Origin of the sequence: Sphingobacterium sp. IITKGP-BTPF85, from assembly GCF_001006065.1 — a bacterium.
GTDB lineage: Bacteria > Bacteroidota > Bacteroidia > Sphingobacteriales > Sphingobacteriaceae > Sphingobacterium > Sphingobacterium anhuiense.
Genome location: NZ_ASZT02000080.1, coordinates 1 through 24177, shown reverse-complemented (window position 1 = coordinate 24177; position 24177 = coordinate 1). Strand labels below are relative to the sequence as shown.

The following is a 24177-nucleotide window of genomic DNA, read 5'->3' as shown; positions in this document are numbered from 1 at the left end:
TGTAGTTCATAGGGCGGATACCTTTGTTTTATTATCTTTTTTCTTGTCATCATAAGATGATACACCAGATCCATAGCTGAATGTTCCTTTATTTTCAATATCATAGACCCCTAATACGACATAATCTACACCTAATAGCTTTGCTAATTCTTCCGGTGTATGATTGGCAATATCAGCGAGATTAATACCTGCTTTAGAAAGGGTAGCGTTGGTCGTCCTTGAATCTTGCATCTGAATAGAAAGTGATCGTGATCTTAAAGCATCGACACAGGCCTGCTGCACTTCCCGTCTCATCACATCAGTGGTTAGCCCTTGGTCATTACTGGCAATTTCAAATGGAATAACAGCAAGTCTGTTCCCGCCCTGTATAGCGCTAGATTGTAATGCTGTTGTATTGACTGTACTGCTGGCGTTACCAGCTGACTTAAACGATTCTTCTCTTCCATTGGCAAATACAATTTTATCAATTAAAGATTTTTTAAGTTCATATTGTAGCTCCTCACCGGTATAAGAAAACTTGACTATTTCGTCTCCAATAGTGATTACTTTTCCTTTTTTCTGTCCACCGTCCATGAGGTAAATGACATCTTCTTTCTGTTGCGCAAAAACTGTGGTGATGCAGATCAGTAACATAAAGAGATAAACTGTAAATTTTAAGAAGCTTTTCATAAGTATTGTTAGATTTAATTTCACCAGGTTATAGTTCACTTTCGTAGACTTTGAACTATAAGCTGACCTACAATATTAACAAATATCCGTTAAAAATGGTTTTAGAGGGATAAAATTTTCTTGAAAAAGAGTGGTTCTCTTTTGGCATTTATTACTATTTTAGGTAATTGAAGAATATTTTTTCTAATGAAATAAACTGTTGCATTTACTATAAAGTTTAAATCAAAAAAAATAGATTGTTAGCGTTTTTTGTATGAGCTAAATGTGAAATCTAAAATTTGTTTGATCGTATAATATACCTTTCGATTTTAGATTATAAATATTGACTAGGCGTTTTTCGTAAATATTTTTTAAAGAATTCTATAAAGGCACTAGGACTTGAGAAATCCATCTCATCAGCTGTTTCGTTAACATTTCTACCATTGGTTAATAATTCTATTGATCGATGCAGTCTCCATTGTTGCCTCCAGTCCTGATAAGACATGCCTGTTTCTTTCATAAAAATGCGTCCAATTGTTTTTTCAGTTATCCCGATTTCTAACGCAAATTTCTTCATTAGCGGAGGTTTTGACTTCCCTATATTCCATTGGTCTATATAGGGTTGAAATCTTGGATCCGATGGCTCTACTAAAGTTAAGTTTTCACGGGATGCGTTCTGAAATTCTTCAAAAAAAACAGCTGTTATATTTTTCTGATTGTTCCAGAGCATATCCCAAGGCCAATACGATATGCGTTCAATAACCTCTCGTAATAAAGGGCTGATATTCATAATTATTAGTTCATCGGGTAAATTTTTAAACTTGTTGGGATCAAAATATATAGAACGATAAGCGACTGTATTTCTAATCATAACGCTATGTAATACATTTGGTGGAATCCATGCCGCCATTGTGGGCGGTAATAAACTCTGTGTACTATCTGTACGTATTGACATGCATCCGCTAGGAGCATATAATAGTTGCGCCTTTTGATGTTTGTGGCGTCCTGAATCATGAGCATTCAATTCTGACGCAATGCCAATTACAGCAGCATCTATTTTGTCGGGATCAAAGTAATCATCTTTAGCTATGTATGTCATTGTCTTAATATTGATATTTTTTGTCTTAATACCAATAACAAGACACGATAAATCATGTGTTATTTTGCAAATTAATTAAAGTGAAAAATGAAAAATAAACCAAATTTGATGCTATTAATCATCTTGATAATGTTTCCGCAATTTGTCGAAACAATTTATAGCCCTGCATTACCCAATATTGCGCAAGCATTTCAGGTGAGCAATCAGCAGGCTTCATTAACCCTATCATTTTATTTTATTGCTTTCGCACTAGGTGTCATTTTTTGGGGCATTTTATCCGATATAATAGGGAGAAGAAGTGCTATGATCTGCGGATTATTTTTTTATTCAATTGGAGCTATTATGGCGCTATTAACCAGTGATTTCAATATGATATTAATCGCTCGGGTAGTCGCTGCTTTTGGAGCTTCCGTAGGTTCTATTATAACACAGACTATCCTTCGGGATGTATATCGAAAAGAAGACCTTAGTTCTGTATTTTCTATTATTGGAATTGCGCTCTCTTTAAGTCCTATTATCGGTTTTATAACTGGAGGTTATATGACTGAAAGCTTTGGATATCAGGGTGTATTTATGGTGGTTTTGTTAGTTGCGGTATTGTTGTTAATCAATGCTATTAAGTTTTTGCCTGAAACAAAAGCGCCAATTAAACAAGACCGTCCGAAAATTGGAACAGTTTTGAGACAATTATTAAGTGATCGGGTGATCTGGTTAAGTGCCCTATTGGTAGCATTATTCAACATCATGTTATTTAGTTACTATTCTTTAGGTCCATTTATATTTGAACAATCAGGGCATAGCGCAACACAATTTGGATATAGTGGCATTTTACTTGCCATTGGTTCATTAGCTGGGGGGGTATTGAATAAAAAACTTATTCATTTAAATTTTTCTGCACATCGATTGATTTATATTTCATCGGCGATTTCTATAATCGGTGCACTAGGCATCTTTATATTGCAGGGCAGTCTATGGTTTTTATTTCCCATGCTTTTCATACTGATTGCATTTAGTATTGCAATACCCAATATACTAAGTCAGGCACTTATTAAGTATAAGGATGTTGTTGGGACTGCGGGAGCCCTCTTTGGATTACTCTATTATACACTTATAGGTTTAGGTCTTACAGCATCAGGGTGGATTCAAGATTTTGGTTTAGTTCTTATAATTTCGTCTCTATTGGCCATATTATTTGCTGGCGCATATAAAAAATCCACCTCCCGCACGCATTAGCACTATTGAAAAAATTGTTACTTTTACGCCATATCAGATCTATTCAAGGGAATAAATTATTATGAAGAAAATAGCTTTTTTTACAGATACACATTTAGGTCAGGAAGTTTATGTAGTACATGACGGTTTAGGTTCTGAAAAAATGAATTATCGGGAAGAGCCTGATACACATAAAGAAAATTTAACAGCTATTTTAAAAGATATTGTTGAAAGAGGAATAACTGAGGTTGTATTTGGCGGGGATATCGGGTCAAAAGAATCAAATTCGGACTTTTTTAATACCCTTCGTTCGTATGGTATCAAACCCAGGATTATTCTCGGTAATCATGATTCTTATTCAGAAGTTTCAAAATATTTTATTTCTGATTTTGCATCAGATGCACAGGAGATGCTAAACGTACAGGAAGATGACTTTTTTAGATATATTTATTTGGACACATCTTCTAACGCCATTACTGCAGGCCAGTTGATATGCTCAAAGAACAATTGCAAACTGTAAAAAAAATTATTGTTTTTTCGCATCATCCTATTTTAGAAATCAGTACTCCAATTGATCATCTTGGTGCCGCTCTGAATAGACGGGACGAAATAAAATATGCTTTACTTCAGATTGACAATGAAGTAACTATCTTTTGCGGACATTACCACATGGAAGATGTCACTTCTGAAAAAATATACTCCAATATTCAACCCTTGCTTGTTCCTATCAGATAGAAAAGGATGTTGATACTATCATTATAAACGATCAGATCTATGGGTATGGCCTCATCGCAATCGAAAATGATCATATTAGCAGGACCCTAATCAGTTTTGATAAGTGAGTGTACGCTATCACAAATAGGATATCGCAACATACTGGTTTTCGTTAAAAAGATTTTGAATATCGATCATAGCATAAGCTTAAAATCATTCACAGGTATTTCCAGGTAATATTCATATACCTAAAATGGTTACCTCAAAATTTGCTTATTACCATTAATTTGGTAATAAGCTGTTCACTTCTGCTATGATTTCGTTGAGATCAAAAGGTTTTGCTAGAAAGCTGTCAGCTCCCGCCTCCATTGCGATCTTATTTCCATCCCCACTTGCAGATATCACAAGAACGGGTAACTTTTTTATCTCCGGATTATCTCGGATTATTTTTAAAATCTCATCCCCCGGCAAGACGGGCATCCAAAGGTCCAGCAATAGAAGATCGGGCGATTGTGTTAAAATTTCATTAATAATATGAATACTATTGATCTGTGGTAAAACCTCAAACCCCTCAATCTCCAGTAACATCTGGAGCACATCAAGTATTCCTTGATCATCGTCACAAATCATTATCTTTTTCTTATCCATAGCATTAATTTTTTATGACGGGTAACGTAAAATTAAAGGTCGATCCTTCGCCCACTTCACTTTCTACCCATAACGTTCCTTTATGATTCACGATAATTTCATGAGAAACATATAATCCGATTCCTAATCCGGGATATTTCTTTTGAATATTACTTGCCCTAAAAAACCTTTCAAAGATTTTGATCTTATCTTGGTGGCTGATACCCATTCCAAAATCTTTAACCGAAATTTTCACAAAATTTCCGACAACATTGATGTAAACTTCAATATTTTTAGATCCTGGAGCATACTTTATTGCATTCGAAATTAAGTTGTTGAATACCTGTAAAATCTGCATTTCATCACCACAAACGCTGGCATTTGTGCATCCTGAAAATGAGATATTATACTCAGGATTAACCACGCATAGGTTTTCAATTGCTTCTTTTATAGTTTTATCAATTTCAAAAGGTTCTAGATGTAATTCTATATTGCCAGAATGAATTTTTGATGTGTCCAGTAATTTAGAAATAAGCTTATTTAGTTTTTCAATATATATAGAAACTTTATCGAGAGATGTCGTGAACTGATCTGGATTTTTAACAGGATCCATACGCTGGAGCAGTTGTATCAGACTTTTTATTGTCGTTAACGGCGTCTTCAGTTCATGGCTTGCTATAGAAAGAAAATCATCTTTCTGCGATCCAACTCTTTTTTATCTGTAATATCCTCTATAGCAATGAGTATTCTATCCTTATACTGTCCTTCAAACTCTATTCTATAAGCATTAAGAAGCATCACTTTTTTTCCAATATGTTGAAAATGATGCTCCACTTCATAATCAGTGACCGGATTATTTGTTGGCAATATTTTCGTTAAGAGATCTTTTAAACCATCAATGTCCCATTGATGGTTTCCGAGTTCAAAAAGTATTTTACCGACAGTCTCTTCTTGGGTAACTTTGAATGAACTGAGGAAGTGATTATTTGCACTTAAAACAACATAGTTTGAATCGAGTACCAATAAACTTTCTCTTACCGTTTGAATAATACTGGATAAAAAAGCCTCTTTTCCCATCAATTCTTTAGTACGTTGCTGTATTTTTTCCTCTACAGATGATTTCTCTTCACGCAAATCGTACTCCACCTTTTTCCGATGTGTTACATCATTTTGCACTCCGATAAAGTGAGTGATAAGCCCGTCCTCATTTTTAACAGGAGATATGAATAATTCATTCCAGAACAATTGACCATTCTTTCGGTAGTTTCTAATTTCGACCTTACATTCCTTGCCATCTCTTATACTTTCTTTAAGAAGTTGTCTTTCTGCTTGCGATCTGTCCTGCGCTTGCAAGAAGCGACAGTTATGACCTATTATTTCATCTTTGTTATAGCCGGATATTTTTTCAAATGCGCTGTTACAATATATGATAGGATTATCGGGTTGCAAATTATGTGTGATGATAATACCCGAGTTTGCTGAATTTAAAGCTTGAAGATATATATTGAGATTTTCATTTATCATAAAATTTATTTTCGTTACATGAAGTCTTTAGCAGGTTGTATAAACTTCATTTCAAATCATATTATTTATAGAATCAATTTTACAAATATTATGCCTTTACAAGCATCTCATTTTTTATGATTTTCTACAAGTTGATCATTTTCTTAGGATAAAGCTATCTCAGTAATCTTCTTATTTAAATATATAATTTCTGCATTTTAAGTCTTTCAATCGCGTTTTAACGTTTATAATAAAAAAAATAATTTTTTTATGGTGCTAAATTAGAAGGCTATTTTGTGCAATTTGGGATATATCAGTAAAAATATTTTTATGGATATAGCGTAGTGTTAGCTGTTTTATCCGTAGAAATTCGTGAAAACTAGGTATTTTTTTCTTACTATCGAGGGACTATATGGAGATGGAAATTTAGTAATTCCCACGACTAAAATACTTTTGCGGAAACATAGATTAGTTAATCCGGATTAAGACGCAAGAATTAGGATGTTACCTTCTTTGATCTGTTTGAGTATATTTGGAAGAAATGGGAATTAGACAAGTATTGTTATAAATTGATTAAAATCAAAAGGGCCTAATTCTCATTAGACCCTTTATCTTGGCGTTCAACTGCACAGTAATTTTTATGTTTCTTATCGTTTCCTCTTTTTTGTTTCATCATCCAAATGGTTTTGGGACACTTGGATTTTATTACTGCACTACGTCATTTATCGTTTTATACTTAATAAAAAGTATGTTGATTACTGCTTTGTATGAGATGAACACTTGTGCTCAGAAAAAGTTCATATAAATAAATATTTTTTATTTTTAAGAATTTTCTAAATTAATTAAACATGTACATTGTCGGCTTGAAAGTTATTTACTAATGTCTAGGCAGCATGACCACGATCCATCCAGATACTTTTTAAAATAATATTGCATCATCTGAGGTGTTTCGGCTTTAAGTTTTGTTCTGCACATTCGACAATTTCAGTAATTCTTTTTTGTCGTACCTGCGGTTGTCTGGCAAGAACAATCCATTGTAAAATAGCTTTCTTTACCGATTTGCTTAAACTTACATAGAACTCTTTAGCATGAGATTTGGTTGCAAATTCGGCTTCAAGATCTTCTGGGATAATCAATTCTTCCACCTCATCCAGTAGTGTCCAGAAACCATTTTCCTTTGCAATTTCTATGCTCTTGTAACCAGCTTCATGTATGAGGCCGTTTTCAATGAGATTTATTATTTTTTGTTTATTGATTTTTGACCAAGTACTTTTAGGTTTACGTCTGCTAAAATATTGATGGGAAGTTTCGTTATCTACAGAAATCTTTTTACTGTCAATCCAGCCGAAGCAAAGTGCAACATCGACTGCCTCACTCCAGGTAATCGATTTTTTTTCAGAACTTTTTTTATGAAAAACAATCCATACAGCCTGTTTTGTCTGATGGTTTTCCATTAACCATTCGCGCCAGGCTCCACTATCAATAGGATAAAATATTTCTATTTCTTGCTTCATCATTTAAAACGATAGTTTCAGGTTCTATTGCTCAAATATCGAACGACTTAATATTCCGTAAATGTAATGATAAACTGAATGGTTTTGCTAAACTTCATGTGAAAAACAGGAAGCATTATGATTAGTTATATTCTTTTACATTAAAACTATTGTTGATTAATATTACATTAATCAACAATAGTTGCTTTATAGAAGTTATATTCCTCTAAATAAAACAGTATTTGTATTGATTATAGCGTTGCCATATCAATTACAAAACGGTAACGAACATCGCCTTTTTCCATCCGTTTATACGCTTCATGAATATCTTTAATATCGATCAGTTCAATATCTGATACAATATTATGTTCAGCACAGAAATCTAACATTTCCTGCGTTTCTTTAATACCGCCTATACCCGATCCGGCTAGACTTTTACGGCCATCTAATAGTGCAAATGGCGGTATTTGAGCAGGGACTGCAGGAATTCCGACACAAATATGAGTCCCGTTTGTACGTAATAGAGATAAATACGATGCGATATCATGTTCTGCACTAACGGTATCTAATATAAAATCAAATGTTCCTTTAGCCGCTTCAAACTGTTCTGGATCTGTTGTTACAAGAAAATGGTGGGCACCTAATTTTCTGGCATCCGCTTCTTTTTTAGGTGAAGTACTTAGCACCGTAACATCAGCACCAAATGCAACAGCAAATTTCACTCCCATGTGGCCTAAGCCCCTAATCCTAAGATTGCGACTTTGTGACCTTTTCCCACTTTCCAGTGGCGTAGGGGAGAATAAGTAGTTATGCCTGCACATAACAAAGGGGATATTGCCGCTAAATCTAACTTATCAGACACATGTAGTACAAAATCTTCATTAACCACGATTGTTTTAGAATAGCCGCCATATGTAGGCATACCATCCGTGTACGGATTCACACCATTGTAAGTTTGTACGTTACCATTTTTACAATACTGCTCCAATCCATCCTTACAATTTTCACAATCCCTACAAGAGTCTACCATACATCCTGTTCCTGCTAAATCACCGATTTTGAATTTCGTGACTTCAGATCCTATTTGGACAACCTTACCTACGATTTCATGCCCCGGTACCATGGGAAATAAACCTTCAAACCAATCATTGTTAATCTGATGTAGATCCGAGTGACAAACCCCACAAAATAAAATATCAAACTGTACGTCCTTAGGCCCCAGTTCACGACGTTCAAAATTCCATTGGGCAAGCTCAGCACCAGCCTGCTGAGCCGCATATCCTTTCGTTGTAATCATAGATTCTGTTTTTTATATAAATTAATGTTTTATTTGATAGCTTTTTCTAAACGCTTGCGGAGTTAAGCCTATATTTTTCTTAAAAAATTGATTGAAATTTGATTGATCGGTAAAACCGATGCTAAACCCTATCTCTTGTAAACTCCAGTCAGATTGTATCAATAAAGCTTTGCTTTCTTCCAGCAAACGATTTTTAATGTGCGTACTCACATTTTGCCCCGTATACTTCTTTAATATCGCATTAAAATAATTTGGATGTATAGCGAGCGAGTTCGCAAATTCTTTAGCGGTTTTAATACGCACCGGATTATGCCTATTGATATTCGAAGCCTCAGCTTCCAATAATTGAAAAAAATCGTGAATCTGTCTATATTCTTCACTTACAATATCAGGTTTTGGAAAATTAGCAACCTGTAAACTTTCAATCATTACCATTTGCATATACGTTTGTAAGCGGTCCTCCGTCATGCCATCCTGATCTTCATATTGTTTAAGCATAATTGCGAACCAATGATTTAAAGAGTCTAGATCATTTTCGCCCAATCGAATGACATTTTTCTCTATTTTACTAAACAGTTCATATTTTTGCATTGCAACCTTTAAGATCGGCTGTTCATCCAGATAACGCTTTTTAAACAAGACGTAATATCCGTCAGAATCATCAGAAAGATTCTTCCAGGAGATAATTCCATTCGGATGCAGAAAGATAATGGTAGGCTTATCGATGTAATATGTGTGGGTACCGATAGTAAGAATACCTGTTCCTTTAGAAATATATAATATTTTATAAAAGTCCCTACGATGTGGAGACAGATAATTTTTACAAGGATCCTCTTTTCGGCTCACCACACGGATATTCCAATTCTCAAAATAAGCATGGCTTACCGGTAAGAAATCCTCTGAGTTTCGTAGCAAATCTACCTTTTCGATATCCGAAGTTTTCAACATAATGAGCTATTAAATATTTTATAGAATACAAATGTACCGGTTGTCTTTTTCAAAATATTATGATTTACTTTCTGTTTTTTATGAAAATCAAAGGTCACATCAAAACAAGATCCTGATAAGTGAAAATCAATATAGATGCGCCATAGCTAATTTAAATAATATTTAAGATAGTTGCTCTATTTCATTATCGAGAAAGTAGATGCATAACTCCATTTTTTTCAAAATGCTGGGGTAAATAAAAGCAGGAGGGTCTGATGTTTCAGAAAGGAGTATAAAAAAATCCTCCTGAGGTTTTAAGCTCAGGAGGATATCAAGTGCGGAAGAAGGGACTCGAACCCCCACGCCTTGCGGCGCCAGATCCTAAGTCTGGTGCGGCTACCAATTACGCCACTTCCGCATTAGGATTTCTTTGATGTCGCAAATATAAAAATGAAACCTATACTTTGCAAGTATTTTGCTTTTATTCGTTATGGCCGATACAGATGATGCTGTTTATGAGCAGGATATTTTTTTAGTAAATTCATTTTTTTGTTTACAATTCTATTTTAGCTTGATGATAATAAACATCAAGCTTTGAAAATTTGATTTTATGTTGAAGATTTTGCTCCCAAAAGCAGCGAAATTAATCAAAAACTACATTCATTTAATGTTCTGTATCAATATTGTTCTTTTATAATGCTATTTTATATATAAAAATAACTAATGTTAGCGAGCCAAGAATCTTGGTAAATGAATTTAAATACCCTAATTTTTATTTTAATATATTCATTTGTAGGTTGTTGTAAAAGTGTGATAGCAATGTGAAATGTCTTTTTTCTTTGATTATTTATTTAATGTTAATCTTTACCACAGAAATAATTGAGATATGTTTATGCTTTGCTGATGGTGACAATAGGACCATCGATTGGTAGTGCATATTACTTTTTGATTATTAAATGAAATTTCAATTGTATGTTCATAATGGTACAGTTGAATTCACCTCAACAGGGATTAACGTGATCCTTGTTGAGTTCATTTTCTTTAAATTTTATTGAACATCGATATTTGTGGTAACAAAATATCCTTCTAGCATGGCGTTAATAAAAGGCGTCGATGAAATATTATTACCGTATCTTTTGCATGAATTGCATAAAATCAAAAGAGTTTTAAAGTAAGGATGATGCTTTACTTAGCATTATCCCAAGGTTTAAAATCAGATGAGATCGGTTTTGTCAGATCAAATTCGACTGAAAAGACCCTTTCCGAACCTATTCGCCTCAAGTTGTACGAAAACTTAGTCTCATCAATTGTTACCCACCAGACATTATAAGCAGCGTAATCGATAAGTTCTTCAGTTGATGCATCAGCTGGAAACATCTGCATATGAGCTGTTCCTTCGTTGGTAGCGGTCCCGCCATAAAAAGTAATTTTATCAGGATTTCCATCCGGTTTTCTATGATCATGTTTTAGTTCTACAAGATTATTGTTCAAAGAGAAGATCCAGGTGCGTGATTTGTCATCCCCAACGAAGAAGGGAACTTTTATCGCACTGTCATTATAGCTCATTACCTGCATCAACAAGCGTTTGCCGGTAAACCCGTCACCTTCCTTTCCGCCAGCAATAATAGTTCCTTCATAATAATTACCTAAATGTGGTTTAAAAGCCTGCATAAAAGCTTTTGAATTTGATTCTTGAGCATTCGCTAAGCTGAGAACGAAAAACGATATTACCAATAAGATGTACTTTATCATATATGATTAATTTTGAGTTTACACTTTAATTCTATGGCTTTTGCTGATGATCACTACTTTGAAGTTTTATCACGAATCGTGAGTGCAATTTATTGCTAGAAATAATAAAAATACAAAATTTACCTCATTTATAGTTCATGATATATTTAATAGCATCGTAGAAAGCTATGAAGTTTATTCAATAAGATCATTTTATTACGACAACTAATAAATTTGAAACATCGCACGTTTTGGATTTTATCCTCCCTTTCTTCGCATTAGCTTTGTGTTAACCAAAAAATAAAACACAATGCAAATTTTTAAAGATAAGGTGATCCTAATTACAGGAGCCAATAGGGGAATAGGCCAATCACTTGTAAAGGCGCTACTTATTAATGGGGTAGGGAAAATATATACAACCTGCAGGGATTTAAAGAAAATGCCCTCATTTAATGACGATCGGATAGTACCGTTAGAACTAGACATTACAGATGACCAACAAGTTGCATGGGCTGCAAACGCAGCTCAGGATACTGAAATTCTTATCAACAATGCCGGAACAGTAAACTCTGGAAATATCTTAGAAGGAGATCTCCTGGGAATGGATAATGATTTACAGGTTAATTATTTTGGAACAATAAAGATGATGCGGGCATTTGCACCAATTCTGATCCGAAATAAACCCTCCATTATGATCAATATTGTTTCTATTGCCGCTTACTCACCTTTGCCATCTATTGCAGGATATGCGGCTTCAAAAGCAGCTCTTTTTTCTGCTACACAATCTGTTAGAATCGAATTGGCTAAAAAAGATGTATCCGTCTATGCGGTCAATCCCGGAGCAATTGACACGGATATGAACAAAGGTAGTGATTGGAATATGCCCGATCCAGACAGTACTGCGATCCAAATACTGGAAGGTGTATCTGACGGGAAACTCGACAGTATTCCTGACGAAATGGGGCAGGGAATGTATAATGCCTGGAGAGAAGATCCTGCTAAACTGTCGAAGCTATTTGCCGACCTTTATTATGCGGAGAATACGAAATAGACTTATCTTTTATCAAATCTTATTTTAATGTAAGCACAAGCTATACGGATATTCTTTACAATCGATTATCCGTCCAGCTTGCGCTGGACGGATCGCATGTACTTTCTTAATGCGGTATTACAGCTACTAATATCGATCGTGACCGAATAAAATAGTTTCGGCTGATAGTGACGCTTGGTGCTTGAGCCAGCCATCTAGGTATCTCGCATCATGGACATTGTTACTTCTGTCCTTTGTCCATTTCATTCCCCCTTGTACACCCTTCATCTGTTCTTTGGAAAGCATGGTCGATTTTTCTTTTAATAATTCTAAATTTTTCATACTGATAAAGTTTTATTTACGAAATTAAGATAAGGACAATTTACTGCTGTAATCGCTATAAATGTATATTCGGGGATTTTGGATTAATATTCGTTTGATCTTGGAACAAGATCAAACGAGCACTATGTGATTTTGCTAAAACGTTTTAAATATATAGCAAGAAATTAAATTTAATTTATTGATCGCTCCATTTATCTTATATTGGGCTCTTGTTTTTCTTGATCAAAACAGTTGTTTGGTTAATTAAACAGTAGTGAGATCATAGAATGTAGCGATCGGTTGTTAGAAATTGGTGTAGAAAAGATAACAAAAGAGGAAGTCGAGGAGTAACATGTACGAAGTTTAACTGAGTGATCAAACTCCCGTAAAATAGCCATGATGATGTCCTTTTAGTGGTGATAATTAGTTGTAAATAAAATTTAAAAAAAGCGATATATACAATGAAATATGTTAATTATATGGTTTGTGCAGGTCTATTCGTTGTTTTAGGCTGTGCTTCCAAAAAAGATAACCAGCGTGATTCTTATGCAAAATCTGTTAATCCTTTTATAGGGACAGATTTTACAGGAAATACCTATCCCGGAGCGCAGGCTCCATTTGGTATGATCCAGTTGAGCCCTGACAATGGTTTGCCGGGTTGGGACCGCATATCGGGATATTTCTATCCGGATAGCACCATCGCTGGTTTTAGTCATACACACCTAAGTGGAACAGGAGCAGGGGATCTGTATGATATCTCTTTTATGCCAGTTACTCTTCCGTACAAAGAAGCAGAAGCTCCACTCGGTATTCATTCCAAATTTACGCATAGCGATGAACAGGCACACGCTGGATATTATCAAGTAAAACTTACAGATTATGATATCAATGTCGAATTGACAGCAACCCCTCGTTGCGGTATTCAGCGTTATACTTTTCCAGAAGCAGATGCTGCTGTATTTTTAGACCTGAAGAAAGCAATGAACTGGGATGCGACAGTTGATTCCCATATTGAAGTCGTCGATTCGGTTACGATACGCGGTTATCGATTTTCTGAAGGCTGGGCAAGAGGGCAACGTGTCTATTTCGAAACTCGATTTTCAAAACCCTTTATTGCCGTACACTTAGATAGTACTGCGATCTTATCCGTTACAGATACCCTAACAAAAGCTACTAAACGAACTGGAACAGCTTTTAAAGCCCGTTTTGATTTTAAAACAGCTAAAGGAGATCAAGTCACATTGAGTACAGCACTTTCCGGAGTGAGTATGGAAGGAGCATCAAACAATTTAAAAACGGAAGCAGCAAAAGATGATTTTGACTATTATCTCGCGCAGGCTGAAAAAAATGGAATGATGAACTTGGAAAGATCGCTATCCAGACAGCAGATAAAGATACCAAGGTGAAATTCTATACCGCATTATACCATAGTATGTTAGCTCCTACTATATTTGGAGATGTAGACGGATCTTACTTTGGTGCTGATCGGAAAATACATAAAGCTGAGAATTGGACCAATTATAGTACTTTTTCATTGTGGGATACCTATAGAGCATCACATCCATTATTTACCATAACTGATCCAGATCGTGTAAATGATATGATTAAGTCCTTTATTGCCTTTTACGAGCAACATGGTCGTTTACCGGTTTGGAATATATATGGAAGCGAAACCGATATGATGATCGGGCACCATGCTATACCTGTTATCGCCGATGCCTATTTAAAAGGGATCGGTGACTTTGACGTCAATAAAGCGCTGGAAGCTTGTGTCGCTTCAGCAAACACCGATGCATACAGAGGAGTTGGACTGTATAAAAAACTTGGCTATGTTCCTTATGACGTTGCTGATAAATACAATGCAGAGAACTGGTCCTTATCGCGCACATTGGAGTATGCTTACGATGATCATTGTATAGCCGTAATGGCAAGCAAGATGGGGAAAAAGGATATTGCTGCTACATTTTTGGCGAGATCAAAAAACTATAAGAATGTCTATAATCCAGCAACTTCGTTTATGCAGCCTCGTCATAGTAATGGTCAATTTATAAGCCCATTTGATCCCGAAGATTATAGTGAACATATCTGTGAAAGTAATGCATGGCAATATTTTTGGTCGGTACAGCATGATATTCCTGGGTTGATCAATTTGGTTGGTGGGGAAGAACGCTTTGGACAAAAGCTCGATAGTATGTTTACTTTTCATCCTTCAGATACGACCAAACTGCCTATTTTTAGCACAGGTATGATTGGGCAGTATGCACATGGTAATGAACCGAGCCATCATGCCTTATATCTGTTCAATGCTGCAGGACAGCCATGGAAAACACAGCAGTATGCTGCTGAGGTAATGGAAAAACTGTATCTAAATACTCCTTCTGGTTTGAGTGGCAATGAAGATTGTGGACAGATGTCTGCATGGTATGTCTTCAGTGCATTAGGTTTTTATCCGGTAGATCCTGTCAGTGGCCATTATGAGATCGGTACACCGCTTTTGATCATAGTGAAATTACGCTTGCTAACGGTAAGAAATTTACAGTCAAAGCCAATCACGTCAGTAAAGAGAATATTTATATCCAATCTGTTTCAATAGATGGAAAACCACTTGAAACCAGTTATATCACGCATCAGCAATTGATGTCGGGTGCGACATTGGTATTCGAAATGGGAAACAAACCAGGAGCAGTATGGTATAAGAAATAAGCTGTTGCAGAAGCACTGTTTTAATTTAAAAGCCTTGCAAAAAGTTAATAGCTTTTTGCAAGGCTTTTAAATGGTACAGCCCCTTTAAACATGAACAATCCTTCCACTTCCTCCAACTACTTTTATTCCAGTAGGGAATGTTTTCCAGAAACGGATGTAATGAAACTTGCTTTCAAAGTCTTCCCCACTGTAATTTCCTTTTAATTCCATGGTCAACGAAATAACTGCTGTATCATCTATGATGTTTAGATGTTCAACGTGAGGAATAAGCTTATGAATCTTTAAATTACCATCACGGTAACTCTGTAAATCCATTTCCTTTGTGATGACGTCTCCACTTGGAAGCACAAAAGCAGATCATCGTGCAACAGTTCTTCAAGTACGTTTATATTACTTTCCTTGATCGCTTCATAAAGCCTATTTTCCTGATCTAAAATTTCTGTTTCTGTCATTGGTTATATTTTTAGCTTCCAACTTAAATGATTTATTTTTAGTCCACTACTAATTTAATAAACTTTTAAAGAATAATTCTCCTCCTCCTGCTACATATATGGATAATTGCTGTGTGCCGAAATTACTATTAAATGGTAGATTGATAATTTGAAAGTGGCAACTGCGAAAAAGATATTAGTCCAGGCCCTTCTAAAGCATTGTATAACCTTTGAATATCGCCTTCTTTTGCGATTTGGTGAATTAATAGTGTGTTGTTTTCCATGGAAACACAGCGTACATTATAGCGATGTAAAATTTCCCAGATGTTTTCATTTGTGTCGAATGATATTTTAAACAATGCAGCATTTAAAACAGAACCAAAAGTGATTGTAACATCCAGTACATCGGCTATTTTTTTAGATTGAGTAGTGTATTATCGATTAAGATTCCAGGCATAGCTACCTCAATCGTTATCAATACTATTTCCGGAATATCTGTACGGGATTGCGAAATGGTCTCAATTTCTAATCCTAATTGATACATTGTTGAAATGATATCTGGTAGTAAATCACGTTGATTTTTGCAATTCAAGGTGAACAATTTAGAGGTCATATTTTTCTTTTTCATAACATGGAATCAAAAAAAAAGCTTCCCAAATTTTTTGGGAAGCTTTTTATAATATTATTTATTTTTAAATATCTTACAAAGTATTAACCTCCCATTTTGAACAAATAATGACGATGACCACGACTGTAGCGTTAATCAGGATGTTAATATTAATCTGTCCTAGATTGTTCATTATGAGAGTATTTTCTTTTATGTTTTTACAAAGAAAAGAAAATACTTTTATTATCCAATTTTTTTGAAGAATAATAATTTTTTGATCAGGCAAGTCCATAGCACATATGAACCAATGGATTAAGTTTTTTTGTTTGTGTGTGTAATCTAATAGTTGCAGTTTCTTAGAAATTATAACTAACGCTTTTTGCTTTAGTAAATCATTATTATAATGATGAAAGTCATGTTTAATATATCAAACGATATGTTTTGCATATTGTTTATCTTGACTTGATACTTTTGTGAGTAAAAGCATATAAAATGAAGATTCTAGCAGGATGTTATGTATTTAATGATATAAATAAATTAGTAAGTTTTCTTAATGGTAAACGATAATTCTGAAGATTGAATAAATAAAAAAAGCCGATCTACTTACGCAAAACGGCTTTTTTTATTTTTTTAAACTCTTGGCGCATTTAAAAAGATATCATTTACTGTAAGCAAGTAATGTAATATTTCATAGCATACATTGAAATGATAAAACGCAATATATTAATTTATGAATTTATAACTCAAGCCTAATCCAACACGAAGCCCAGTCCAATCAATTTTACTATCTCTCATCTCACTGCTTTTACCAGGGATTTCAGCATTATAACCAACACCAAGGTTAGCACCCAAAGATTTTATGAAATTCCACTGCACACCAACATAAGGTGTAATGGAAAAACCCGTTGATTTGGATTCAACAATATGCTTTTTATCAATTTCCTTTCGACCTGATTGCGTTTCATAATATCCATCTGAAGTAATATTATTGAATGTTACTGCAGGAGAAATCTCCGCAAAAGGGATAGATTATTCTCATGTCCTTGATTGGTTTGGAAGAAATAATTTCGATATAAAGCTCCGATACGATAAGCATTTGCATTTAAATTATAAGCAATCGCGCCGGAATAATCCGAATAAGCCAATCGACCTCCTGTTGATAAATAAGTGACATTGATCCCGTAGTCACTATTTTTAACGGAATATGTCACTTCACCATAATTGGTATAATGATTTGGGAAATTGTCGGTAACTGAAATAGGTACGGGATAATCTAATTTAATTCCGCTTTGAATGACATTCAAGAATGAACTCATTTCGGACATTTTATAATTACCAATGCCAAATCTATAGCCAAACCCAATTTGCGCCATTGAGGTTATAGTCATCAGTAACAATGCAATACTTAATATTAGTTTTTTCATAATTTTTAGGCTATTGGCCAATATTGACATAATTGTTGTTTAGGATAATATTATTGTTTAAAAGTCTCGCTGCGAAAGGATGGAAGTAAAGGCCTGTCGTCAGGCTAAAGACAATACTGCTATATTTACTATCCATAACATTAATAAGCGAATTAGAAGAGAAATTCTCATCTTTAAATAATATTTTTCCAGTGAATTTATCAAAACATATAAATTCTCCAGGCACCTTTTTAATTACTTTTAAACTTGGTAATTCACAAATTGAAAAATAATTATCAAAGGATTGAAGAACAACCTGATCTTGAATTAATGGGTGAAATTCAACAGCGTTTCTGGTACGGCTCCCAGTTTTTTCGGCTATTACTGTATATTGATCATTTTCATATCTATAAATTTTGTACCAACCATTATTATAGCTCCCAGAACTTGTGGTATACCTGCCGTCTTCGGAAATACCAGGAAAGAACTGTCCATTGGCTTCTCTTTTTTTACTCAACAATTTACCAGAGTTTAAATCATAAATTTCATAGTCATATAAATTATTGTTACCAACAAGGATTTTATCATCATTGGTCAAATAATAGACTGGAAAATCATCGCTAACATAAGTTCTAATTTTTTTGCTGAAAGTAAAATCTGAGTACACTTCGATTTTTGGCTTAGTTTCATAAACATCGCTTCTTAAATGAACTGCAACTTTTCCAGTCGCTTGAGAAACTTTAAAAGAACTGATATAATAAGGATATTGGACAAGATCTGGATTTTTACTTTTCAAGACAAGGTCATCAATTCCAAAATTTCGAATTCCAAAACCATTTTTATTACTTCTCATAGAAAGGATTAATTTGTTTTTAACGTCACCTTCAACCAAGATAAGATGCGCATTGTCTACTTCGGGATCGCCGTATTTCTGCTCCTTAAAGTAGTTGATAATCTTCGGATATTTAGCATAATCCCATGTGTCAGCTTTTTCTGGTAAGATATACAATTCATAATACTGTTCTTCTTGAAAAGGGAATGCTGGTCTATATACTTCAGCATTATTTTTACCTAATGGTATGGTTAGTACATTTCCCTTCCATACGAGAACGTATTTGTTTTCAATGCCATCAGGATGGGTCCATTGTATATCCAAACTTAGGTTTTTTAAGGTCTTTGTCTTGAAATAGTTGCTTGTGAAAACTTTATATTGTACAGAATAAAAATCTTCTTTTGGTGGAACTTTGTTACCCCTATATTTTGTAATTATTTTATATGTTTTAGCTCCGTAGGATAATCATCATCGATAAAACTAGTTTTGCTAGGATCTGTAATTTTATTAATAAAATCTGATCTAAATTATTGAAATTATATACTTCATAACTTTCAATTTCAGCTCCTTCAAGATTTGGCTTGTTCCAATAGATTTCTAATTTCTTAGAAGAATTAATCCGTTGGTTAATGTTCAAATTTATCTGGGGATTTACATATTTTATTGGATATATAAATTCAAAACTTGATTTCTCTTCACCTAAAACTTCAGCTAAACTTCCATTTCCTGAAGAAAGATTTACTTTTACTTTCAGTACATCAGAATCGTTTCCTGTAAGATCTGAGGGATCTAAATGCAATACTTCCTTTTCGCCAACAATCAGTTTATTATTAAGATAAAATTCTTGTTTAGTAACAGCTCCAGGAGCGGCATTGATCGTATACATAAGATCGGTTGCACCATAGATGTAAATAGTTTCACCATTAGGCACGTCCGCGACATTCATGGTGACCTTTACATTCTTGTCAGGTTGTTTAATTTCATGAAAATTCAAGTCTTCACTTTCATATTTACAGGAAATAAGACATAATAAATTAAAACACATGTATAATTTAAAAATACATAGTAAGTTCTTGCGACGCATATAGATTAATTGATGGTTTTTATTTGTCGCCAAAAATAACTAAAATTATTTAATACCTTAAGTCTCTTTTTAATAAAATTTCATTTAGTGATTATAAAAACACTTTAGCTTTAGAATTTTTCTGATCGATCGATTTCTGATTGGATTCAAGAACAGGTTATAAATTGTCAGGTTTCTGACTTTCATTACATATTATGAATTCCTTCAAATTTGGAACCTGAAATTTCCGCAAGAAATAATGTATTGAAAGTCTCATCATTAAGAAGAACAGAACTAATTATTCTTGTACTGCGTCAATTAAAATAGCGAGTTGTATACATGGATGATCAGAGCGGTTGCTCCAAGCGTGGTTAGTGCCCCTCTGAATGACAATATCTCCTGCTTTTAAAAGCGTTTCACCTTCTTCCATGATCAAGTACAGTTCTCCTGAAAGGATGATGATATAATCCAATGTGGAGGTGTGATGTATCATCGGATGGGGCTGTCCAATTTTTACATCTACACCAAGCTCTTTGTCAGGAGGTATAGAGACATAACGAAAATACGTTCCGTTTTTTGGCGTTTCGGGGAAACCTTTATTCGGGATCTGCACTTCATAGTCCAGGCTCGCGGGCATCTGTTGGGTGTTCCAAACATCTGATATGACCAGATTAGGGAAATGTTCTACAGCATTTGCCACAATTTTATCTTCAATGATTACAGACTTTCCGTTTTGGATTCCGGTGACGATTCTTCTTGGTATTTTATTCATGGATCATTATTAATTTATTTCCCTTTGTCTGGTTGTTTTTAAGCATGCGATGAGCTTCTAGTACTGTTTCGGTGGAAAGCTTGCCTACAATTTTATAACTTGGCGGACTTATCGTCTCATCCTGGATCAGTTTGGAAATATGTTGGAGATTATCTTTGTAGTAGACGTAATTTTTGGTCATGCTGTGTGCATAATTGGAGATATTCAATATGCTACTTCCTTTATTAAAGAGCATTTCACGGGATTTCGCGGTGGTCATAAAGGTAACATCAACATAAGTTCCATTAATTTTTAGCAATTCCGCTGTAATTTCGGCAATCTCGTTTCCAACCAGATCTATTCCGATATCAAAGGTTAGATTGTTGTTTGCTTTAAGCAGATTATCTCTTAGATTAGGCAGTTTATAATTGACGATCTGATTTTTCTTTAGGCCCATATTCAAGAGCAGTTTAGTACTTTCTTCATTACCTACAGTAGCAATGATCGGATCAATATTATGAGCCAATAATATCTTAACAAGAAAAGATCCGACTCCACCCGAGGCTCCCGTAATCAGAATTGTATCTTTCGGATTGATCTGGAGTCGATTAAAAATTTGTAGGGCTGTCAGCGCTGCCGATGGTACTGCTGCTGCTTCCTCAAAGGAAATTCGCTTAGGTTTTACAGCAACAATAGCTTCAGGAACTGCAATAAATGCTGCATATGTACCATTGCTGCCCATTGATCCACTAGCACAGAATACCTCATCACCGATTTGTAGATCAAGTGCTTGAGCACCCTTATCCACTACGATTCCTGCTAGTTCTCGTCCCAATATCGGCGAACTGATCAGTTTTCTTTCGTGTTCATTTTCCAGCATCTGGTAATCGATGGGATTAAAACCGCTTGCTTTTATTTGGATCAAAACTTCATGGTCTTTCGGTATTGGTTTAGGAATAGATCCATCTTCCAGCTGACCATGTTTATTGAGCATAACTACTTTCATGACGTGTTTATTTTATACAAAGGTATAGACAGAATAGTTTATATTTGCCACTAGTTAACCGTTGGTAACTAGTAACATGAAGGTAACTATTATGGCAAATATTATAGAGAATGGTATAGAAAGACCGGCGACATGTACAGAAGAGCTTTTTGCCATGCGCGACAGTCTCGATGTATTGGGAGGTAAGTGGAAACTGATGATTTTGCGTTATCTGACCAACAGAACGGATCAACAGATTCATTTTAAGAAATTGCAACGCGGGATAGAAGGGATTTCTGCAAAAATGTTGAGTAAAGAACTCCGAGAGCTTGAAATCAATTTACTGATTACAAGAACCATTCAAGATACCAAACCCATTACGGTCATTTATGCTGTAACAGAATACGGGAAATCTGTATTTCCGGTGACCGAGACACTGGTAAACTGGGGTTTGATCCATAGAGATAAAATTAAAAATTCGTTGTAATAAAATATCCTATTCCCTTTCCCAGTCGAATGGAAAAGGAAATAGGGTATTTAAAGTTGTTAAGTGATCGATCTACTTATGGAGTAGCTGTCAACAGGATGACTACGCTTCTTCTGTTATTTTCTAAAACAGGATTTAATCCAATATTCATTAAGAAGTCTCCGGATAGGATCAGGTTTTCAGCGATCGTTTTATCGTCTTTATTCAAGTTTATTTCTTGGACTTTGTACGATTTATTCGGATCTAAACCTTGCCATTTGATCGGTTTAGTGGTTTTGAACACATGGTTATAAAAGGTGAGGTAATTGAACATCACTGCTTTACTTTTATCGCTGTTTATGTAGGCAAGACTAGCATAATTGTTTTCTCTAGGATTAGAAAAACGATAAAGATCACCATGCCACACGATATCTTTGATATGATCATAGGTTTTGACCGCTTTTTGTGCGAAACTTAATTCTTCCGGACGCAGTTCTTCTAAATTGAGATCAAAACCCATTTTTCCCATCATGGCTACATCAATTTTAAATTTAAGATCCTGCTTTCCAAAAGTGGTGACATGGTTTGCACTTCCTATTGCGGGGAAGAACAGCGAGTTTTCATATTGCATAAAGATCCGATCGTAAGGATCCGTGTTATCACTTGGCCAATATTCACTAAAGTAATTTAATGCACCGTAATCGATACGCCCACCACCACCAGAACAAAGCATCATAGGAAGTTTCGGATACTTGGCGCGGAATCGTTCTAGAATCTTGTATAAGCCCAAGGTGTAGTCAACATAGAAATTATTTTGGTCACTTTGGAAACTCGAGTATGCGTTGTATATAACAGCATTACAGTCCCATTTGATATAAGCTAAAGAAGGATTTTTCTGTAATAATTGATCAAGAGTGTTGAAGACAAAATCCTGTACTTCGGGATTGGATAAGTCCAGCACGAGCTGATTCCTAAAATAATATTCAGGCCTGTTTGTCTGCTTCACTACCCAGTTTGGTTTCTTTTCATAAAGTTCACTTTTGGGACTTATCATCTCGGTTCTACCCAGATACCAAATTTTACACCCACTTTATCGGCTTCTTTTGTGATTGAGGCAATTCCATTGGGCAGTTTTTTCTTATTCTCAGTCCAATCACCTAATGCAGACGTGTCGGCATTGCGGGGATATTTATTTCCAAACCAACCGTCATCTAACAGGAAAAGATCAACACCTAATTTTTTGGTGTTTTCCAGCAAATGAAAAATTTTCTTTTCATCAAAATCAAAATAGGTACTTTCCCAGTTATTGAGTAAAGTTAGGCGTTCTCCGTTTCCATCAACTAGGCGATTATTTTTTGCCCATCGATGGAAATTCCGAGATCCCTCACCTATACCTTTCGTCGACAGCGTATAAGTGAATTTTGGGGTAGTGAAAGCTGTTTTAGGTTTTAAAGCATAATGCGATGCATAATTATTAATGCCTGCAATGACTCTTAAATTATCCTGCGGATCTTTTTCAAAATCAATTCTAAAGTTGCCGCTCCAATCCAACCCACCTAGTAATACCTTTCCCTGTGTTTCATTCCATGTCTTATCCATACCAATGGCAAAATAAGAGCTCATCAACAAGTTGGTCCGGGTACCCAGTTTACTGTCCAGTGTTTTGATACCATGGGTAAGTCTCTCTGTTTCTGGTTGCATTTCGGCTATCCAGTCACCGTGATAGCTACGCAAGTAGAAATCGTCTGATTTCAGGTTAAGATTAGCCGAAGCAAATTTGGTTAGTTTTACATTTTTTTTCTCTTCATGCCGAATAACCGTCCATTGTTCAAAGACGTTGTCCTGATAATTTGCCTGATAATGTAATTCGACATAAAAGGGGTATAGTTCATCTTTCATAAAAATGGTGACATGCTGTTTTCCTGCGGTATTAATATCATTTTTATGGTCGATATATTTAAGATCTAAAGATTGATTTCCGTCAGCATGCTCGACGCTTATAGCAGGCTCAAGTAAGCTTCGGGTGCCCGAAGCCGCATAAGCAGATTGATACATGCTGGTATAATCATGAGCCTGTTTATATTGTTTGGTTACTTGTGTATATTCATCCGATTTTGATAGTTTATTTCCAAGGTAGACCATATTGACATCTTTGTTTTCCTCTACATTCAGAACCAGTGCGATGTCAGCAGTTTCGAGGATGATTTTTTTTGTCGTCTTGAGTTGCAATTGCGTTTGTTGTGCACTACTATCAAAAAAATAGGGAGCAACAAAAATAGGAGCATAAATTTTGTCATATTGTTGGTTTAGGGTTATGAAGTAACTAGCGCATTT

24 protein-coding genes, 1 tRNA gene and 3 pseudogenes are annotated in these 24177 nt (G+C 35.0%); 7 read left to right on the top strand and 21 right to left on the bottom strand.

The annotated features are described in order from the left end of the window. Positions 1-6 precede the first annotated feature (6 nt). Positions 7-669: a hypothetical protein gene (locus L950_RS15575; protein ID WP_156169713.1), complete on the bottom strand. Its 663-nt coding sequence runs from the start codon at positions 667-669 to the stop codon at positions 7-9. A gap of 313 nt (positions 670-982) precedes the next feature. Continuing rightward, entirely contained in the window at positions 983-1747 is a 765-nt protein-coding gene (locus tag L950_RS15570) for an AraC family transcriptional regulator (protein ID WP_021188611.1), read from the bottom strand. 87 nt (positions 1748-1834) lie between these two features. Between L950_RS15570 and L950_RS15565 the strand changes: the two genes are divergently transcribed. The 3 genes from L950_RS15565 (at position 1835) to L950_RS15555 (ending at position 3694) form a co-directional block, all read left to right on the top strand. After that, positions 1835-2980 (top strand): multidrug effflux MFS transporter, encoded by a 1146-nt coding sequence (locus L950_RS15565; RefSeq protein ID WP_021188610.1) that lies wholly within the window; start codon positions 1835-1837, stop codon positions 2978-2980. 61 nt (positions 2981-3041) lie between these two features. Then, positions 3042-3479, top strand: a complete 438-nt coding sequence (locus L950_RS15560) for a metallophosphoesterase family protein (protein WP_021188609.1) — start codon at positions 3042-3044, stop codon at positions 3477-3479. After that, positions 3467-3694, top strand: coding sequence for a metallophosphoesterase (locus L950_RS15555; RefSeq protein ID WP_197086456.1), 228 nt, complete (start codon positions 3467-3469; stop codon positions 3692-3694). Before L950_RS15560 ends, L950_RS15555 begins: the two co-directional genes overlap by 13 nt. A gap of 261 nt (positions 3695-3955) precedes the next feature. Here the strand turns inward: L950_RS15555 and L950_RS15550 are convergent, their stop codons facing one another. The 8 genes and pseudogenes from L950_RS15550 to L950_RS15520 form a co-directional block, all read right to left on the bottom strand. After that, positions 3956-4321 (bottom strand): PleD family two-component system response regulator, encoded by a 366-nt coding sequence (locus tag L950_RS15550; protein WP_021188607.1) that lies wholly within the window; start codon positions 4319-4321, stop codon positions 3956-3958. Between the two features lie 4 nt (positions 4322-4325). After that, on the bottom strand, positions 4326-4943 hold the full coding sequence (locus L950_RS28735) for a sensor histidine kinase (RefSeq protein ID WP_231577315.1): 618 nt from the start codon (positions 4941-4943) through the stop codon (positions 4326-4328). Between the two features lie 32 nt (positions 4944-4975). Further along, on the bottom strand, positions 4976-5824 hold the full coding sequence (locus L950_RS28730) for a PAS domain-containing protein (RefSeq protein WP_021188605.1): 849 nt from the start codon (positions 5822-5824) through the stop codon (positions 4976-4978). Positions 5825-6738: 914 nt separating this feature from the next. Next, positions 6739-7320 (bottom strand): YdeI/OmpD-associated family protein, encoded by a 582-nt coding sequence (locus L950_RS15540; protein ID WP_031287474.1) that lies wholly within the window; start codon positions 7318-7320, stop codon positions 6739-6741. 227 nt (positions 7321-7547) lie between these two features. Next, positions 7548-8593 (bottom strand): annotated as a pseudogene (locus tag L950_RS15535) (NAD(P)-dependent alcohol dehydrogenase). Positions 8594-8614: 21 nt separating this feature from the next. Then, positions 8615-9541 carry an AraC family transcriptional regulator gene (locus L950_RS15530; RefSeq protein ID WP_021188603.1) on the bottom strand — a complete coding sequence of 309 codons (927 nt, stop codon included), beginning with the start codon at positions 9539-9541 and terminating at the stop codon, positions 8615-8617. 315 nt (positions 9542-9856) lie between these two features. Continuing rightward, positions 9857-9938: transfer RNA gene (locus L950_RS15525), tRNA-Leu, on the bottom strand. Positions 9939-10705: 767 nt separating this feature from the next. Continuing rightward, entirely contained in the window at positions 10706-11272 is a 567-nt protein-coding gene (locus L950_RS15520; protein WP_021188601.1) for a hypothetical protein, read from the bottom strand. Positions 11273-11561: 289 nt separating this feature from the next. Here L950_RS15520 and L950_RS15515 point away from each other — a divergent pair, with 289 nt between their 5' ends. Continuing rightward, on the top strand, positions 11562-12302 hold the full coding sequence (locus L950_RS15515) for an SDR family NAD(P)-dependent oxidoreductase (protein ID WP_021188600.1): 741 nt from the start codon (positions 11562-11564) through the stop codon (positions 12300-12302). Positions 12303-12428: 126 nt separating this feature from the next. Here the strand turns inward: L950_RS15515 and L950_RS15510 are convergent, their stop codons facing one another. Continuing rightward, positions 12429-12623: a hypothetical protein gene (locus L950_RS15510; RefSeq protein ID WP_021188599.1), complete on the bottom strand. Its 195-nt coding sequence runs from the start codon at positions 12621-12623 to the stop codon at positions 12429-12431. 440 nt (positions 12624-13063) lie between these two features. On the opposite strand from L950_RS15510, the gene L950_RS30260 reads away from it, so the two are divergent. Next, complete coding sequence (locus L950_RS30260) at positions 13064-14008, top strand: hypothetical protein (protein WP_197086455.1); 945 nt, start codon at positions 13064-13066, stop codon at positions 14006-14008. Next, positions 14005-15305, top strand: a pseudogene (locus L950_RS30255) (GH92 family glycosyl hydrolase). Before L950_RS30260 ends, L950_RS30255 begins: the two are co-directional and overlap by 4 nt. 84 nt (positions 15306-15389) lie before the next feature. Here the strand turns inward: L950_RS30255 and L950_RS15500 are convergent. The 8 genes from L950_RS15500 to L950_RS15465 all read right to left on the bottom strand — a co-directional run bounded on the left by L950_RS15500 (position 15390) and on the right by L950_RS15465 (position 21398). Beyond that, entirely contained in the window at positions 15390-15653 is a 264-nt protein-coding gene (locus L950_RS15500; protein ID WP_231577312.1) for a nuclear transport factor 2 family protein, read from the bottom strand. 492 nt (positions 15654-16145) lie between these two features. Further along, complete coding sequence (locus L950_RS15495; protein WP_156169711.1) at positions 16146-16349, bottom strand: hypothetical protein; 204 nt, start codon at positions 16347-16349, stop codon at positions 16146-16148. 717 nt (positions 16350-17066) lie between these two features. Then, positions 17067-17219, bottom strand: coding sequence for a hypothetical protein (locus L950_RS33465; protein WP_021188594.1), 153 nt, complete (start codon positions 17217-17219; stop codon positions 17067-17069). Positions 17220-17338: 119 nt separating this feature from the next. Continuing rightward, on the bottom strand, positions 17339-17767 hold the full coding sequence (locus tag L950_RS15485) for a hypothetical protein (protein ID WP_156169710.1): 429 nt from the start codon (positions 17765-17767) through the stop codon (positions 17339-17341). A gap of 10 nt (positions 17768-17777) precedes the next feature. Next, complete coding sequence (locus tag L950_RS15480) at positions 17778-18902, bottom strand: hypothetical protein (protein ID WP_021188592.1); 1125 nt, start codon at positions 18900-18902, stop codon at positions 17778-17780. A 124-nt stretch (positions 18903-19026) separates the two neighbouring features. Next, on the bottom strand, positions 19027-19572 hold the full coding sequence (locus L950_RS15475; RefSeq protein WP_156169709.1) for a hypothetical protein: 546 nt from the start codon (positions 19570-19572) through the stop codon (positions 19027-19029). Between the two features lie 367 nt (positions 19573-19939). Continuing rightward, positions 19940-20413 (bottom strand): cupin domain-containing protein, encoded by a 474-nt coding sequence (locus L950_RS15470; protein WP_021188590.1) that lies wholly within the window; start codon positions 20411-20413, stop codon positions 19940-19942. After that, on the bottom strand, positions 20406-21398 hold the full coding sequence (locus tag L950_RS15465) for a zinc-binding alcohol dehydrogenase family protein (RefSeq protein WP_021188589.1): 993 nt from the start codon (positions 21396-21398) through the stop codon (positions 20406-20408). The genes L950_RS15470 and L950_RS15465 overlap by 8 nt, the downstream gene beginning before the upstream one ends. A gap of 91 nt (positions 21399-21489) precedes the next feature. Between L950_RS15465 and L950_RS15460 the strand changes: the two genes are divergently transcribed. Beyond that, positions 21490-21864, top strand: a complete 375-nt coding sequence (locus L950_RS15460) for a winged helix-turn-helix transcriptional regulator (RefSeq protein WP_031287471.1) — start codon at positions 21490-21492, stop codon at positions 21862-21864. Between the two features lie 76 nt (positions 21865-21940). Here the strand turns inward: L950_RS15460 and L950_RS33460 are convergent, their stop codons facing one another. Together L950_RS33460 and L950_RS15455 are read right to left on the bottom strand one after the other, a co-directional pair. After that, entirely contained in the window at positions 21941-22177 is a 237-nt protein-coding gene (locus tag L950_RS33460; protein WP_231577314.1) for a GH36 C-terminal domain-containing protein, read from the bottom strand. Between the two features lie 141 nt (positions 22178-22318). Next, positions 22319-23985, bottom strand: a pseudogene (locus tag L950_RS15455) (alpha-galactosidase); the annotation flags it as partial. Positions 23986-24177 lie beyond the last annotated feature (192 nt).

Coding starts and splice junctions, on each gene's coding strand:
- L950_RS15575 (WP_156169713.1), bottom strand. CDS start 669: ATGAAAAGCTTCTTAAAATTTACAGTTTATCTCTTTATGTTACTGATC.
- L950_RS15485 (WP_156169710.1), bottom strand. CDS start 17,767: ATGAAAAAACTAATATTAAGTATTGCATTGTTACTGATGACTATAACC.
- L950_RS15520 (WP_021188601.1), bottom strand. CDS start 11,272: ATGATAAAGTACATCTTATTGGTAATATCGTTTTTCGTTCTCAGCTTA.
- L950_RS33460 (WP_231577314.1), bottom strand. CDS start 22,177: ATGTTCAATTACCTCACCTTTTATAACCATGTGTTCAAAACCACTAAA.
- L950_RS15570 (WP_021188611.1), bottom strand. CDS start 1,747: ATGACATACATAGCTAAAGATGATTACTTTGATCCCGACAAAATAGAT.
- L950_RS15470 (WP_021188590.1), bottom strand. CDS start 20,413: ATGAATAAAATACCAAGAAGAATCGTCACCGGAATCCAAAACGGAAAG.
- L950_RS15550 (WP_021188607.1), bottom strand. CDS start 4,321: ATGGATAAGAAAAAGATAATGATTTGTGACGATGATCAAGGAATACTT.
- L950_RS15465 (WP_021188589.1), bottom strand. CDS start 21,398: ATGAAAGTAGTTATGCTCAATAAACATGGTCAGCTGGAAGATGGATCT.
- L950_RS15540 (WP_031287474.1), bottom strand. CDS start 7,320: ATGATGAAGCAAGAAATAGAAATATTTTATCCTATTGATAGTGGAGCC.
- L950_RS15460 (WP_031287471.1), top strand. CDS start 21,490: ATGGCAAATATTATAGAGAATGGTATAGAAAGACCGGCGACATGTACA.
- L950_RS15515 (WP_021188600.1), top strand. CDS start 11,562: ATGCAAATTTTTAAAGATAAGGTGATCCTAATTACAGGAGCCAATAGG.
- L950_RS15530 (WP_021188603.1), bottom strand. CDS start 9,541: ATGTTGAAAACTTCGGATATCGAAAAGGTAGATTTGCTACGAAACTCA.
- L950_RS30260 (WP_197086455.1), top strand. CDS start 13,064: ATGAAATATGTTAATTATATGGTTTGTGCAGGTCTATTCGTTGTTTTA.
- L950_RS15560 (WP_021188609.1), top strand. CDS start 3,042: ATGAAGAAAATAGCTTTTTTTACAGATACACATTTAGGTCAGGAAGTT.
- L950_RS15495 (WP_156169711.1), bottom strand. CDS start 16,349: ATGACCTCTAAATTGTTCACCTTGAATTGCAAAAATCAACGTGATTTA.
- L950_RS15565 (WP_021188610.1), top strand. CDS start 1,835: ATGAAAAATAAACCAAATTTGATGCTATTAATCATCTTGATAATGTTT.
- L950_RS28730 (WP_021188605.1), bottom strand. CDS start 5,824: ATGATAAATGAAAATCTCAATATATATCTTCAAGCTTTAAATTCAGCA.
- L950_RS15510 (WP_021188599.1), bottom strand. CDS start 12,623: ATGAAAAATTTAGAATTATTAAAAGAAAAATCGACCATGCTTTCCAAA.